The sequence below is a fragment of the Haloferax denitrificans ATCC 35960 genome, assembly GCF_000337795.1.
Lineage (GTDB): Archaea > Halobacteriota > Halobacteria > Halobacteriales > Haloferacaceae > Haloferax > Haloferax denitrificans.
This window is the reverse complement of sequence record NZ_AOLP01000014.1, coordinates 42,384-56,214: the sequence shown is the minus strand read 5'-3', so window position 1 is coordinate 56,214 and position 13,831 is coordinate 42,384. Positions and strand designations below refer to the sequence as shown.

Annotated in this window: 13 protein-coding genes and 1 tRNA gene; 11 read left to right on the top strand and 3 right to left on the bottom strand. The window is 66.3% G+C overall.

The genetic code is table 11. The features are described 5' to 3' along the window. The first annotated feature begins 18 nt into the window (after positions 1 to 18). The 6 genes from C438_RS13180 to C438_RS13155 all read left to right on the top strand — a co-directional run bounded on the left by C438_RS13180 (position 19) and on the right by C438_RS13155 (position 6,511). Positions 19 to 879 carry a 3-hydroxyacyl-CoA dehydrogenase family protein gene (locus C438_RS13180; protein WP_004969956.1) on the top strand — a complete coding sequence of 287 codons (861 nt, stop codon included), beginning with the start codon at positions 19 to 21 and terminating at the stop codon, positions 877 to 879. Between the two features lie 137 nt (positions 880 to 1,016). After that, positions 1,017 to 2,003, top strand: a complete 987-nt coding sequence (locus C438_RS13175; protein ID WP_004969955.1) for an ABC transporter ATP-binding protein — start codon at positions 1,017 to 1,019, stop codon at positions 2,001 to 2,003. After that, positions 2,000 to 3,871, top strand: a complete 1,872-nt coding sequence (locus C438_RS13170) for an ABC transporter permease (RefSeq protein WP_004969954.1) — start codon at positions 2,000 to 2,002, stop codon at positions 3,869 to 3,871. The genes C438_RS13175 and C438_RS13170 overlap by 4 nt, the downstream gene beginning before the upstream one ends. After that, the gene (locus tag C438_RS13165) at positions 3,864 to 4,922 is read left to right on the top strand and encodes an ABC transporter permease (RefSeq protein WP_004969953.1); all 1,059 of its coding nucleotides are present in this window, start codon (positions 3,864 to 3,866) and stop codon (positions 4,920 to 4,922) included. The genes C438_RS13170 and C438_RS13165 overlap by 8 nt, the downstream gene beginning before the upstream one ends. Positions 4,923 to 5,029: 107 nt before the next feature. Next, positions 5,030 to 5,359 (top strand): DUF5798 family protein, encoded by a 330-nt coding sequence (locus C438_RS13160; RefSeq protein WP_004969952.1) that lies wholly within the window; start codon positions 5,030 to 5,032, stop codon positions 5,357 to 5,359. 171 nt (positions 5,360 to 5,530) lie between these two features. Further along, positions 5,531 to 6,511, top strand: coding sequence for a PLP-dependent cysteine synthase family protein (locus C438_RS13155; RefSeq protein ID WP_004969951.1), 981 nt, complete (start codon positions 5,531 to 5,533; stop codon positions 6,509 to 6,511). A 51-nt stretch (positions 6,512 to 6,562) separates the two neighbouring features. On the opposite strand, the gene C438_RS13150 is transcribed toward C438_RS13155, so the two are convergent. From C438_RS13150 to C438_RS13140, 3 genes are all read right to left on the bottom strand, one after another. Next, complete coding sequence (locus C438_RS13150) at positions 6,563 to 6,982, bottom strand: CoA-binding protein (protein WP_004969950.1); 420 nt, start codon at positions 6,980 to 6,982, stop codon at positions 6,563 to 6,565. A gap of 138 nt (positions 6,983 to 7,120) precedes the next feature. Next, positions 7,121 to 7,732: an RAD55 family ATPase gene (locus C438_RS13145; RefSeq protein WP_004969949.1), complete on the bottom strand. Its 612-nt coding sequence runs from the start codon at positions 7,730 to 7,732 to the stop codon at positions 7,121 to 7,123. Between the two features lie 186 nt (positions 7,733 to 7,918). Continuing rightward, positions 7,919 to 8,773, bottom strand: a complete 855-nt coding sequence (locus C438_RS13140; RefSeq protein ID WP_004969948.1) for a geranylgeranylglycerol-phosphate geranylgeranyltransferase — start codon at positions 8,771 to 8,773, stop codon at positions 7,919 to 7,921. Positions 8,774 to 8,867: 94 nt separating this feature from the next. Between C438_RS13140 and C438_RS13135 the strand changes: the two genes are divergently transcribed. From C438_RS13135 to C438_RS13110, 5 genes are all read left to right on the top strand, one after another. Beyond that, positions 8,868 to 8,942: transfer RNA gene (locus tag C438_RS13135), tRNA-Arg, on the top strand. An 842-nt stretch (positions 8,943 to 9,784) separates the two neighbouring features. Continuing rightward, complete coding sequence (locus C438_RS19120; protein WP_004969945.1) at positions 9,785 to 11,419, top strand: hypothetical protein; 1,635 nt, start codon at positions 9,785 to 9,787, stop codon at positions 11,417 to 11,419. 70 nt (positions 11,420 to 11,489) lie between these two features. Further along, on the top strand, positions 11,490 to 11,858 hold the full coding sequence (locus tag C438_RS13120; RefSeq protein WP_239640681.1) for a hypothetical protein: 369 nt from the start codon (positions 11,490 to 11,492) through the stop codon (positions 11,856 to 11,858). Beyond that, the gene (locus C438_RS13115; protein WP_004969943.1) at positions 11,858 to 12,265 is read left to right on the top strand and encodes a hypothetical protein; all 408 of its coding nucleotides are present in this window, start codon (positions 11,858 to 11,860) and stop codon (positions 12,263 to 12,265) included. Before C438_RS13120 ends, C438_RS13115 begins: the two co-directional genes overlap by 1 nt. 141 nt (positions 12,266 to 12,406) lie before the next feature. Then, a complete protein-coding gene (locus tag C438_RS13110; protein ID WP_239640680.1) occupies positions 12,407 to 13,831 on the top strand; it encodes a hypothetical protein in 1,425 nt (474 codons plus the stop codon).

Genomic DNA, 13,831 nt, shown 5'->3' with positions numbered 1-13,831 from the left:
CCTCGCGCAGACCCGGACATGTACGATACCGAAGATATCGACACGGTGGGCGTCGTCGGCGCGGGAACGATGGGCAACGGCATCGCGCAGGTGGCCGCGATGGCCGGCTACGACGTGGTCATGCGCGACCTCGAACCCGAGTACGTCGAACGCGGCCTGTCGGCCATCGACGACAGCCTCTCGCGGTTCGTCTCCAAGGAGAAACTGACCGCGGAGGAGGCCGACGCGACCAAGGGGCGCGTCTCGGGGACGACCGAACTCGCGGACCTCGCCGACTGCGACCTCGTGGTCGAGGCGGCCGTCGAGAACATGGACGTCAAGCGCGAGATTTTCTCCGACCTCGACGACCTGATGCCCGAGGGCGTCGTGCTGGCGACGAACACCAGCACGCTCTCCATCACGACCATCGCGGCCGCGACCGAGCGCCCCGAACTCGTCGTCGGCCTCCACTTCATGAACCCCGTGCCGATTATGAAGGGCGTCGAGGTCGTCCGCGGCGAGAAGACCGACGACGAGGTCGTCGCGTTCGCCCACGAGTTCTCCGAGGACCTCGGCAAGGAGACGTGGGAGTCCGACGACAAACCCGGCTTCGTCACCAACCGCATCCTCATGCCGTGGCTCAACGAGGGCATCCGCGCCTACGACGAGGGCGTCGCCGAAAAGGAGGACATCGACCGCGGCATGACCCTCGGCACGAACGTCCCGATGGGGCCGCTCACGCTCGCGGACCACATCGGCCTCGACATCTGTCTGGACGCCTCCGAGACGCTGTTCGAGGAACTCGGCGACCGCTACAAGCCGGCGTATCTGCTCAAGCGCAAAGTCGCCGCGGGCGACCTCGGCAAGAAGACGGGCAAGGGCTTCTACGAGTACGACTAACGCCGCCTCCGGTGGTCGCGGGCAGTCGTTCGCCCCGACCGCGGGACGGCGAAACTGTTGCCCCGCGAAGGGGAAGGCTATCAATCCTGAAACCCCGCGCGAACGCTTTTTATGCCGTCCCGCGTGAAACTCTCACAATGATTACGGTCGAGAACCTGCGGAAGACCTACGGCGACTTCCCCGCCGTCGTGGGAAGCGACTTCTCGGTCGAGTCGGGCGAGGTGTTCGGCATCGTCGGCCCCAACGGCGCGGGGAAGACGACGACGCTGAAGATGCTCGCCGGACTCGTCGAGCCGACCGGCGGGTCGGCGTCGGTGCTCGGATACGACCCCGAGGAGCCGGCGATGCGGCGCAAACTCGGCTTTCTCCCCGAGGAGTCGCCGCTGTACGAGGACATGACGGCGCGGTCGTACCTCCGATTCTTCGCCGACCTCTACGACGTGCCCCGAGACGTGGCCGACGAGCGCACCGGCGCGGTGCTCGACCGCCTCGACCTCGAATACCGCGACCGCCGACTCGGCGACATGTCGAAGGGGATGAAGCGCAAGGTCGCCATCGCCCGGTCGCTCGTCAACGACCCCGACCTCCTCATCTACGACGAACCGGCCAGCGGCCTCGACCCGCTGACGACGAACGTCGTCTTGGAGTTCGTCCGCGAACTCCGCGACGAGGACAAGACCGTCGTCTTCAGCGCGCACAACCTCTTTCACGTCGAGTCCATCTGCGACCGCGTGGTCATCATGAACCGCGGGGAAATCATCGCCCGCGGGACGGTCCCCGAGATTCGCGCGGAACACGGCGAGACGACCTACCGCGTCTTCACGACCGTCCCGCTCGCGGAGACGCTCCCCGCGGACGACGGGGCCGACGGCGAGGAGCGCCACGTCGCCGTCGTCGACGAGATGGCGGCCGTCGAGTCGCTCCGCGAGCGCGCCGAGGCTGCCGGCGGCCGCGTCGCCGACATCCGAACCGACGAGGCGTCGCTGGAGGACATCTTCCTCCGCCTCGCCCGCGAGGCACCGACGACGAGCGAAGCCGAGGGCGGACGCGGCGGGGGCACCGGCGGGACCACCGCCGTCGACGAGTCCGAACAGCGCGTCGTCGGAGGTAACGAGCACTCGTGACCGACCGCCGAACCCGACTCGTCGCGCACGCCCGGACCGTCCTCCGCATCGCCCGCTGGGAGGTGTCGCGCTCGGCGGGGACGCTCGACCGCCGAACCGCCGTCATCGGCCTCGTCGCCGTCCTCGTCGCGGGCGGTATCGCGGCGGGCGCGGCGGGCGCGGCCGGCGGTGGCGTCGCGCTCGACCGCGACCTCTACCGCGTCGGCATCGCCGGCGACAACCCCTACTACGACGCGGTCGACCAGTCGTCGGCGCTCGACCCGCGCCCCGTCTCGGACCCGAACGTCGAACTCGTCGTCAGCGAGACGCACATCTCGGTCGCGGACACGCAGACCGGCCGGGCCGCCTACAGCGCGTTCCGCGACGCGGTCCAGTCGTACAACGAGCGGCAGATGGCCCGCGAGGAGAACCAGTCCGCGGCGTTCCCGGTCGTCGTTGACCTCGAATACCGCGAGCGCGACGCGCTGGCCCCGACCGGAAGCCGCGTCGACGGCGGCGCGGGCGGTGGCGGCGGCGACGCCGGGACTGCTGGCGGCGGCGGAACCGACGCCGGAACAGGGGGCGGCGGTGGAACCGACGACGGCGCGAGCGGGACAGCCGGCGGCGGCCCGAGCGCGTCCGACGCCGCGGCGGCCGACGACGGCAGTGTCGACGCCCCGTCGCTCGGCGGGATGGCTGGTCTGTTCGGCGGCGACACCAGCGGGTCGCCGGCGAGCATCAGCCCGCCGTTCCCGTTCGCCTCGCTCGTCCTCGCGTTTGCCTTCCTCGTGCCGATGAACTTCGTGATTCAGGCCTACGGGTCGAGCGTCCTCAACGAGCGCATCAACCGCCGCGGCGAACTGCTCCTCGTCGCGCCCATCTCGCCGGGCGACATCGTCGCCGGCAAGACGCTCCCGTACCTGCTCGGCACGGTCGCTATCACCGTCGCCATCGCGGCGGCGGTCGGCGGGGGCGTCGTCTCGGTGGCCGCGGTCGTCCCCGTCGGCCTGCTGTTTCTCGCGTCGACGTTCGTCGGCGCGATGTTCGCCCGGTCGTTCAAGGAGCTCACGTTCGTCACGGTGACGGTGTCGGTGTTCCTGACGACGTACACGTTCGTCCCGGCCATCTTCACGAACATCACGCCCATCGCGCTCATCTCGCCGCTGACGCTCGTCGTCCGCGACCTCGCGGGCGAGTCGATTCCGCTCGGCGAGTTCCTGTTTTCGGTCGGGCCGATTCTCCTCGCCGCGGCCGTGTTGTTCCTGCTCGGCGTCGGCGTCTACCGCGAAGAGGACATGTTCACCCAGCGCCCGGTCCCGCTGAAGTTCCTCGACGCGCTCGACAGCCGCATCTCGCGGGCGCGCTCCGTGGCGACCCTGTCGGCGCTGTCGATTCCGTTCGTCTTCATCGCCGAACTGCTGGCCATCGCGGTGCTTTTCGTCCTCCCCATCGACCTGACCGTCCCGATGATTCTCGTCGCGGTCGCGGTCGTCGAGGAGCTGGCAAAGAGCCTCCACGTCCTCGCCGCCTTCGAGAAGGCGCGGTTTTCCCGGACGCTCCGGTCGTCGCTCGTCCTCGGCGGGCTCTCCGGCCTCGGCTTCTTCGTCGGCGAGAAGTTCACCGCCATCGCCCAACTCGCCGGGTTGCAGTCGCTCACGCTCGGGCAGACCGCCTTCGCGCCCTCCGGCGTCGGCATCGCCGACGGCACCGGCGTGAGCGTCCTCGTCGTCCTCGGCCTGTTCCTCGCGCCGCTCGTGCTCCACGCGGTGACCGCCAGCGTGACCGCCTTCGGAGCGAGTCGGGGGCGCTCGGCCTACGGCGTCGCGCTCGTGGGCGCAATCGCCATTCACCTCGTCTACAACCTCCAGGTGGTGAGCGCCCTTGGGTAACCCGCGATTCGCCATCGCCCGGCGCGAACTCGGCAGTCTCCGCAAGGAGAAGACAATCGTGCTGGCGCTGGCCATCCAGCTGTTCGTCGCGGCGTTCTCGTCGTTCCTCGTCGTCGGCCTCGTCTCGCTGTACGACCCCGGCGCGGCGAGCTATCAGGTCGACGTGGCCGTCACGGGCGACGAGGAGGCCGTCGAGGACCTGCTCCGCGCCGTCGGGACCGAAGACGGGCTCAGCGGGCGGCCGTACGCCTCCTCGTCGGACGCGCTGACGGCGTTCCACGGGCGGGAGGTCGATGCCGTCTTAGAGGCGTCGACGGGCGAAGACGGCAGGATACGAGTCGCGGCGGTCGCGCCCGACTCGGGGGTAGAGACGACGGCGGTCGTCGTCCGCCTCCGCGACGCGCTCCGCGAACTGGAGCGCAACGAGCGCGCGGAGCGGAGCGCGTCCCTCGCCACGGACCCGCTTTCCCTCCCGCCGGCGACCGAGTCGAGCCCGTACTTCGGCTTCACCTACACGGTGCTCGTCCCGCTTCTGCTGTTCCTGCCCGTGTTCATCTCCGGGTCGCTGGTGGTCGATTCGCTCGCCGAGGAGGTCGCCCGCGGCACGCTCGAACTCCTCCGGGTCGCGCCCGTGAGCTTCGCGGCCGTCGTGGACGGGAAGCTCCTCGCGGCCGGCGGACTGGCCCCGGTGCAGGCCATCGCGTGGATGCTCCTCCTCGAACTGAACGGGACGGCCATCGAGAGCGTGCCGTGGCTGTTCGGCATGGTCGCCGGGCTTTCGGCCGTCGTCGTCACCCTCGGCGCGGCGGTGGCGATTACGTCGCCCGACCGCCGGGTGGCACAACTGCTGTACTCCATCGGCGTGCTCCTCGTCTTCGCGGGCACGTCGCTTCTGCCTCTGAACCCCGCGAACACGGCCGCGCGACTGGCGCTCGGGACCGCGGGCGTCGGCGCGAAGGCCGCCGTCGCGGGGCTGGTCTTCGTCGGCGTCGTCGCGCTCGTGGGCCTCCGATTCCTCGTCGACCGGGTTGACCCGAACGAACTCGGCTGAGGTGCTCGGGTGTCGGCCCCGGGTTCGGTGCTCGCGCGTTGGCCCGTGTCGGTCCCCGCCGACGCCGCACCGGAAGTCGTACAAGCCCCGAGTCCGAGAGGCGACACATGGCACTCGGAGGAACCGCGAAAAAGCTCCAGAAGGTCGCAGAGATGGCCGAAGACGTGTACAAGAAGCTCAACGAACTGCGCGAGCAGGTCGTCGAGGTCCGCGAGACGGTCAACGAGACGAAGTCGCGCGTCGACCGACTCGAAGCCGAGAACGCCGAACAGCGGGCGATTCTCGAAGCCATCGCCGAAGAGCAGGGTATCGACCTCGACGCCGTCATCGCCGACGCACACATCGCCGAGGCCGAGGAGGACGCGGCCGACGACGAGACCGCCGACGCCGACGCATCTGACGCCGACGCGTCGAGTGACGCCACCGACGAAGCGTAAGCCGACTAGCCCCTCCGTCTCTCTCGTTCTCTTTCGGCACCACGCTCCCGTCGCCGCCCCGACTCGAACCCCAGAGTGGCGTCGTTCGACTCGTTCTCACACGTGCCAGCTTCCGACGAGGGTGACAACGGGATGAAAACGTTCAGGGTCTGGGGCAACTTTTGCCCGCGTATGACCACGCACCGCGACCCCTTCGACTCGGTGCTCGACACCGTCGGCGAGACGCCGCTCGTCAGGGTCCACGCGTCGCCCGACGAGGTGCCCGTCTACGCGAAGCTCGAATCGTTCAATCCGGGCGCGAGCGTCAAGGACCGCATCGGGAAGTACATGCTCGAACGGATGCTCGAATCTGGCGACCTCCCCGAGGGCGGCACCATCGTCGAGCCGACCGCCGGCAACACCGGTATCGGCTTCGCCGTCGCGGCCGGCCAGCTCGGCATCCGCGCGGTGTTCGTCGTCCCCGAGCGGTTCAGCGTGGAGAAACAGACGCTCATGCGCGCGCTCGGAGCCGACGTGGTGAACACGCCCACCGCCGACGGGATGGGCGGCGCTATCGACCGCGCCCACAAGCTCGCCGACGAACTCGACGACGCCGTCGTCCCCCAGCAGTTCTCCAACCCGCTCAACCCCGAGGCGCACTACGAGACGACCGCGCCCGAGGTGTACGACGCGCTCGACGGCGGGGTCGGCGCGCTCGTCGCCGGCTGTGGCACCGCGGGCACGCTCATGGGGCTGGCGCGCTACGGCCGCGAACGCCACGAAGACACGTTCGTCACCGCCGTCGAACCCGAGGGGTCGCTCTACGCCCGGCTCCACGGCCGCGACGTGGCGGAGGCGTCGTACAAGACCGAGGGCATCGGCACCCACGACCCCGCGACCAACGAGCTGTTCGACCCCGAACTGGTGGACGAAATCGTCCAAATCGGCGACCGCGACACCCACGCCGAGATGCAACGCCTCGCCGCGGAGGAGGGCCACCTCGTCGCGTCGAGCGCCGCCGCCAACTCGCTGGCCGCCATCGACGTGGCCGAACGGGCCGCCGCCGGCGACCTCGACCTCCCGTACGACGCCGTGGTCACGGTGTTCCCCGACTCCTCGGAGCGATACCTCTCGAAGGGCGTCTACGGCGACTTCGAGTCGTGGGAAGGGTAGCAAAGGCCGGCCGGAAGCCGACCCGGGTCGAACCGCCGGTTCGGCGGGCCCTCAGGCGAGCCGCGAGTGCTCGACCTTGAAGCACCGGTCCTGAACGAACGAGAGCCCCGCCTCCTCGGCGCGGGCGGCCGCGTCGTCGTCGCGGATGCCGAGTTGGAGCCAGACGGCGGCCACGTCGCCGCGGACGTCGGCGCGCTCGATTGCGGCGTCGACGATGTCGCCCGCCTCCTCGGACGGTCGGAACACGTCGACGATATCGACGTCCTCGTCCACGTCGGCGAGCGAGTCGTACGCCGTCTCGCCGAGAATCTCGTCGTGGAACGGGTTGACGGGGACGACGCGGTAGCCCTGTCTCTGTATGTACGCCGGGACATCGTGGGCGGGCTTGCCGGGCGTGGCCGAACAGCCGACGACCGCGACGGTCTCGGCGTCGAACAGCGCGCGGATGTCGTCGTCGCTGGTGATGGGCATACCTACGACGTGGCCGGCTTCGGATAAAAACGTCAGGCGGCTGTGCGGCGCGGCCGCCGTCCCACTCCCGCCCGGCGGTCCGCGGTCTCTGGTCTCTGGAATCGTCGTCTCACAGTCGCAGACGGCGCGAAGTCTCGTCTAGTGGTCCGCGATGCGGATGTCCGGCGGCGCGTCCTCGTGGGTCGTGATGATGCCGTCGAAAAGCTGTTTGATGGTGTTCATCGTCCGGTCGTCGTGGGCGTCGGCGTCGATGGTGAACAGGCCGAGGCCGCCCACGCTCTGGATGCGGCCGGTGAACACGTGGAGGAACCGGAAGACGGTCTGGAGGTCGGCGTACATCAGGAGCGTCGACAGCGAGTGGAGCATGATGCGGTTCTCCGAGAGCCCGCGGTCCTGGTAGTACTCCTGCAGAATCTCCGAGAGCTTGATTCCGATGCCGGTCATGTCGACCGGCGACGACGTGTAGCGGATTCGCTCGTCGTCGCGGACTTCGCCGACGCCCTGCTGTTTCGTGACGCAGTCGACGACCGCGACGGGTTTTCCCTCGTAGTCGAGTCGCTTGCCGAAGTCCGAGAGGATGCGGTCCGCGCCGTCTTTGGTCGTGACGATGATTGACCCCTCGCCGTTTCGAGTCCCCGCCGCGAGGATGTCGAGCGCCAGCGAGCGCTTGCCGGTCAGCGGCGGTCCGACGAGGAGGAGGTTCGTGCCCGGTTCGACCTCGACGTCGAGATCAGCGCCCAGGTTATACATGCAGGTACCTCGGCTCGATGTCGTCGACTCCGAGGAATGCACTCGCCTGACGCTTCCGCTCGCCGGGGGTCATCGGATAGTACGACCATACAGTGAGCCGGTAATATTCTTTTTGATTGGAGGATCGAACAGTTCCGTTTCGTCGGGGCGTTCGCCGGGAACTGACCGGTCGCTCGTCCCCACCGTTTATATGAGTCCTCCCGCCGGTGCCGCCGCCCGTCCGAGGATGAACGCGAACGCCGCGAGGAACATTCCGTGTTTGAGCCGACGCTGGGCCGCGGCCGGGTCACTGAACGACCGGGCGGCGGCGACGAGCATGAGCGCGTCGGCGGGGACGACCACGGCGAGGTACGCCAGTCCGAACTCCCCCCGGACGAACGGCACCGCGCTCGCGCCGACCGCGACCACGAGGACGGCCGCACCGAGCCACAGCGACGCCGCCTCGCCGACGACGATGGGGAGCGTCCGAAGCCCCTCGGCTCTGTCGCCGCCGATGTCTTCGACGTCCTTGACGATTTCGCGGGTCAGCGTCGCCAGCGCGGCGAGCACGCAGAGGACGGCCGCGCCCAACGGCTCGCCGATGGCCGCGCCGCCGAACAGGAACGTCGAGCCGGTGAGCGCGGCGACGACGACGTTGCCGACGCCGGGGAGCCCCTTGAAGAACTCCGTGTACGCGAGGAGCGCGACGAGGTTGACCACGGCGATGGCGATGGCGACGACCGGGAGGACGAGCGCCGAGACGACCGCGCCGCCGAACAGCGCGACGCTGAACCACTTGGCCTCGGCGGCGCTCACCGCGCCGCGGGGAATCGGCCGGTCCGGTCGGTTGATGCGGTCGATGTCGCGGTCGAAGTAGTCGTTGATGGCGTTGCCCGCGCCCGTGGCGAACACGGTGGCGAGCACCGCCGCGACGACGACGAGCGCGTCGCTCGGGGACGCCCCGGCGACGAACGCCCCGGTGAACGTGAGCACGCCCGCGGCGACCGCGTTTCCCGGTCGGGTGAGTTCGGCGAACCCGCGCGCCCGCGCTCCGAGAGACATACCCCGTATTGTTCCGAGGTCGGGTATAAAACGCGCGGAGTCGCCGCCTCGAATCAATCCATTTAAAGCAGTCCACAACAGACGAAGTGATGTAGGGCGCTTAGCTCAGTCTGGACAGAGTGCTTGGCTTCGGACCAAGTTGCCGTGGGTTCAAATCCTGCAGCGCCCATCCAAAATTTAGGTCCTTCGGGGCCAGAATTAAAAGGCCGAGAGACGGCTCTACGCCGTCGATATCGGCTAAATCGGCGTTTTCTCAAAATCACCGAGAAAATTATTCCCTCAGTTCCCATGCAACGGGTCGCCGCCGTCGGGCGGGATTAGAAGCCAAGAGGGGTGCATGATAGATGTCTCACGTTCGTCGCGAGAGGCATCTATGGCGGTTCGTCGAGTACCGCTGCCGGAGCTGCCACGAGTGGTGTCTCGTAGATCACGTCGAGCGCGCGGCGAAGATGCGCGAGTGCAAGGACTGCGCGCGCATCCCCGCCATCGAGGACGAGACGCGAGACCATCGTCTCACCTCGCTCCTGTGGGCGCACCAGCTGGCCGAGGAAACCACCGCAAGGACCGGAACAGCGGAGGGCGGGTCCCAGTCCGCCCGGAGCGGCCGGAAGCAGGGGCTTGCCCCTGACCCGGAAGCCGGTCCGCATGAGGCCGACGGCCGTCGGCCGAAAACGAGCGGCGGTAAGGCCCAGTGCCGTCTGAGCGATTTCATCCGCACAGACGGGGGTAGCGGTGAGTAGCGAGGGCACCCCCACATCCGGCGGGCGCGACTCACCAGCCGACGGTGTGGCCTCTCGGCCTTCCAAGGAGACTAACTCTGTAGAGCCCTCTCCCGCCGGTTCTCCAGCAGAGGACAACTACGACGCACGAGTCCACGAACGCGTACTGGAGTTCACCGAGAAATACCCCGAACTGGCCGAAACGCCGGTGTGCGAAACACACGGTCGAAAACTCCGGCGCATCGTAACTGAAGCGGACTGGCGCGATACGTACGTAGAAGCAGAGGACCCGATGGAAAACGGGTTCTACGTGACGGAGTTGGAGAAACGCCGGGCCGCGACGTGGGCGGACGCGCTGAGCGCGTTTCTCACCTCGCACGTCGATTACAAAGGATTGCTTGCGCGCTTCGCAAACGACGATGGCGACGAGTTCGAACTTCCGCTGACCGACGCATGGGGCGAGACGTACTCGCGCAAGCAGTACGCTCGCGCGCTCGCGCTCCAGCGACAGATGGGCGGCGGCGAACGGCCGTCCGGCGGCGAAGCAGTCGCGGCGTGGGGCTCGCCCGCGACCGCGATGCTCACGTTCACCGCTTCGTCCGTACCGAACGGGGAGCGCCTGCCGCCGGTCGAACACACCGACGCGCTCCACGACGCGTTTTCGTACGACGGCGTGCGCGACACGCTCCGCAACACGATGGAGTACCATCTCGGCCTCGAGGCCGACGAGTGGGGCTACTGGCTCCAAGCAGAACCGCACGGAATGGGCGGCGACGGTAGCGGGATGAACGCGTGCTACTCGCACTTGCACGTGGGCGTATACTTCGACGCGGCCGACCTCGACCTCGAAGTGGTCGGCCCGGAGTTCGAACGAGTAATAGACAAACACGTCGAGGAGTGCGAATACGCCTCGTTCAGCGCTCACGACTACAGAACCACGGACTACCTGAACGACTCGGACGGCTGTATCTCGCTGAACGCCGGCGTCGAAAACATGGGCTCGTACCTCGCGGCGTACATGGGCGGCTACACAGAGGAACTGCTGGACAAGCCGGTTGAATACCTCGCGTGGGGCGCAATCTACTGGTCGGCTGCTCGACGCCGAACCTCGCGGTCGAAAATCGTCACAGAAGCCATCAAAGCCGACGCGTGCGAACAGCGCGCCGAGTCTAGCGAGTCGAACCAGACCGACGCGCACGGCGAGGCTGTCGTGTGGAACGACGGGCGCGGCCCCGACGTAGTGTGCGCGTGCTGTAACTCCGGCTGGGCTATCGACCAGGAACGGCTCGACGAACCGATACCTGACGACGATCTCTCTGAAGCCCTCGCGGATGGTGGCGAGTCGGACGCCCCGGATTCGGAACTCTCGCTGGCTGAACGCTGGCCGAGCGCCAAAGCGGCGGCGAGTGTCGGTGAATCGCCGACAAAGACGCGGATACGGAAGCGCGTAGAAACAGAGCTGAAGTACAGCGACGAGACGCCTTCGGTGGCGTCGATACTCGGCCGGAACATGATTGACCCGAAGCACGCTGAGTTCGTCGAATCGGTGATGAATGGGGAGGATGACTCCGAACCAGAATCGTTCCGCCGCGCATCGCTCTCGTCTGAGTGGCGACTGGAAGCGATTATCGACCGTGACGGCGAGGAGCACCTGCCCGGAGGCGGCGGCGTCGACATGGCTCCACTGAAGTTACCACTCCGTCGGGTGTTGCAAGAGACACGGCTCCAGCACGACCTACAGAAGGGCGAAATGTGGCGCTGCACGGAGTGTAACTTCGGTATCTACAACAAACACCAGATGGCTCGGCACTTGGTCGAAGGCCACGGCCTCGACCGACCGGAGAGTGCCGACCACGTACTGCATGTTGAGGACTATTTCGACAAAGACCGCGAGTGTATGCGACACCCGGCAAGAGAGGATGAGTAACCGTGTTTCGGACTACTTTCACTTGAGTCAGTTTTAGGTTTAATATTAAAATTGCTAATATCTAGTTGCAATGGCATCCGAACCAATGTCGTTCGACGACTTCGAAGAAACGCAAGTCGAAGACGACTACGACGACGGTGTAGAGGAAATCAAGTTCGAAGTAGACGAGCCGGTCATCGGCGTTATCGTCGACATCGACCGCGACGTGGGACCGAACGAAAACGACGTGATTCACCTCGCCCGCGGCGGAGACCTCGGCGACCGGGTGAAGTTCTGGTCGAACGGCCAGATTCGCCGGACCATCGACAAGAAGGGCCTTGGCAACGGGAGCTGGCTCGCGGTCAAGAAGACCGCCGAGACGCGGACGTACGAACTCGAAAAGGACGACGGCTCGACCGAGGAGCGTGAGTACCACGTCTTCGACGTGAGGGGCGAGTAATGGCGTCGCGCTACTCGAACGGGCTGAGCGGCCTCGCGTCGGACTACGCGATGCTTCGGACCATCCCGGCGCTCCTGTCGGTCGTGTTCGTTGCGACCGGGCTGTACGCCTTCGGCGGCATCTCCGACATCACCATCACGTGGCTGTCGTCCTACACGCTGACGAGCGAGCACGCGACGCTCGGCGGTATTCTCGTGTACGCGCTGGCGTTCATGTCGAGCGAGACGAAGTCGCTCGAACACTACGAGTACTGGGAGATGGCGTTCATCGTCGCGTCGCCTGCTGTCATCCTCGGCTGGCAGTACGTGACCGAAATCAAGGACCTCCTGCTCGGACTGGGCGACCCGCTGGGCGCGCAAGTCGCGTTCCTGATTACGGTCGTCGGCTGGGCGGTCGCCGTGAGGTAACCAGCCCATGACCCTTCCTTTCGGCCTCACTAGACTCGAAGCGACTGCGACGCTCGGCTACCTCGTGGCTTGCTTCGGCGCGTCCAGTTTCATCATCGTGGAGGCGCTATGAGTCGTCGATTGCTCTCGGTGCTTCTAGTCGTGCTCGTGGTCACCTCCGGCGCGACCGCGCCGGTTAGTGCCCAGACTATCCAAGGTGATTGCGACCCGACCGGGCTACTGGTCAACTTCATCGGTGGTTTCATCGGGACCGTTGAGAACCCCGACTACTGTCGCTTCGAAACATCGAGTGCCGTCGAGGAGCTTCAGGAACTCGACGGTGAGCAAGAGGAGTTGGATATCTACAATGCGGCGCTTCAACAGCGGTCGGAGACTGAAGTCTGGTCGACGACCTACGACAACTACGTTAACGACACCGAGTCGGTCGCGTGGATGAAAGCGCAGGTTGCTGTCGCAGAAGCGTATGAAAACGGTTCGTCTGAGGCTGTTGCTCGCTCCCGAGCGCGGCAAGCTATCGCGGATTACTACGCTGTGAAACAGGTCAACCTCTTGGAGAAGTGGAACGTCACCGCTTCAAGTTGGGACACTCTGCGCGGTATCGCTGAGAACGAAACGAACGTTTCGGCAGACTTCGTGCATTGGGACTGGCAGGACGGTTCCGATAGTACGGGTCCGTTCACGTACCTCGGTACGTCGAGTCATACCTACTCGCTGGTCAACGGGTCTACGGAGGATACTATCGCCCTTCGGTTCGACCCGGAAGGCTCCAACGCTCACGGGCTGTCCCCTGTTAATCCCCGCGATGACACGACGTTCGACCACATCCGGGCGCTCGAAGTGAATGCGCCGAACTCGAACTACGAGCGAATCGAGTACGCTGACCCGCTTGACTACGCGAATCGGCTGGACAAAATCAACACTCTGAACTCGAACTTGCAGGCCGAGTCTGACAACTTCGTGAACGCGACGTACGATGATTTCGCCTCGGGGCAAATCAACTCGTCCGACGTGATTTCCGCGAACACGGCGATGTTCGAGTACGGCTCTGTCAGTGAGAACGACAGTCAAGGCTTCTACCGGTCCGTGGCGGCCCTATCGACGATGGGCTTCGCTACTCCGAACATGTCTACGTCGGGCATGATGAACGTCAGCTACGGTGGGCAGACCTACCAAGGTCTGGTCCTCGCTCGGGAAGCGCCCGGTGGTTCGTGGGCGGCGAACACGACGTACAACGCATCCAACATCACTGGTCCGGTGTTCCTCGCGTCTGCTGACGGTCGCAAAGTCGACTTTGCGGGCGAGTTCACGATTCAGGAGATGACTGCCCGCGACGGCAGTCAGGTCCAGACCCAAAACACCACGACGTACGTCTACAAGAGCGCCAACACGTCTGAACTGCTTGCGATGCAAGAAGAGATCAATCAACTTCGGGAGGAAGTTGAGAGCCGACAACAGTCGGTCGGCGGTTCCGGTGGCTCCGGTGGCCTCGACTCGCAGGCGCTCGGGATTGCCCTGCTGGTCGGCGCGGCCGCGGTGCTTCTCATCCAGCGGGAGGGCAACGAGTAG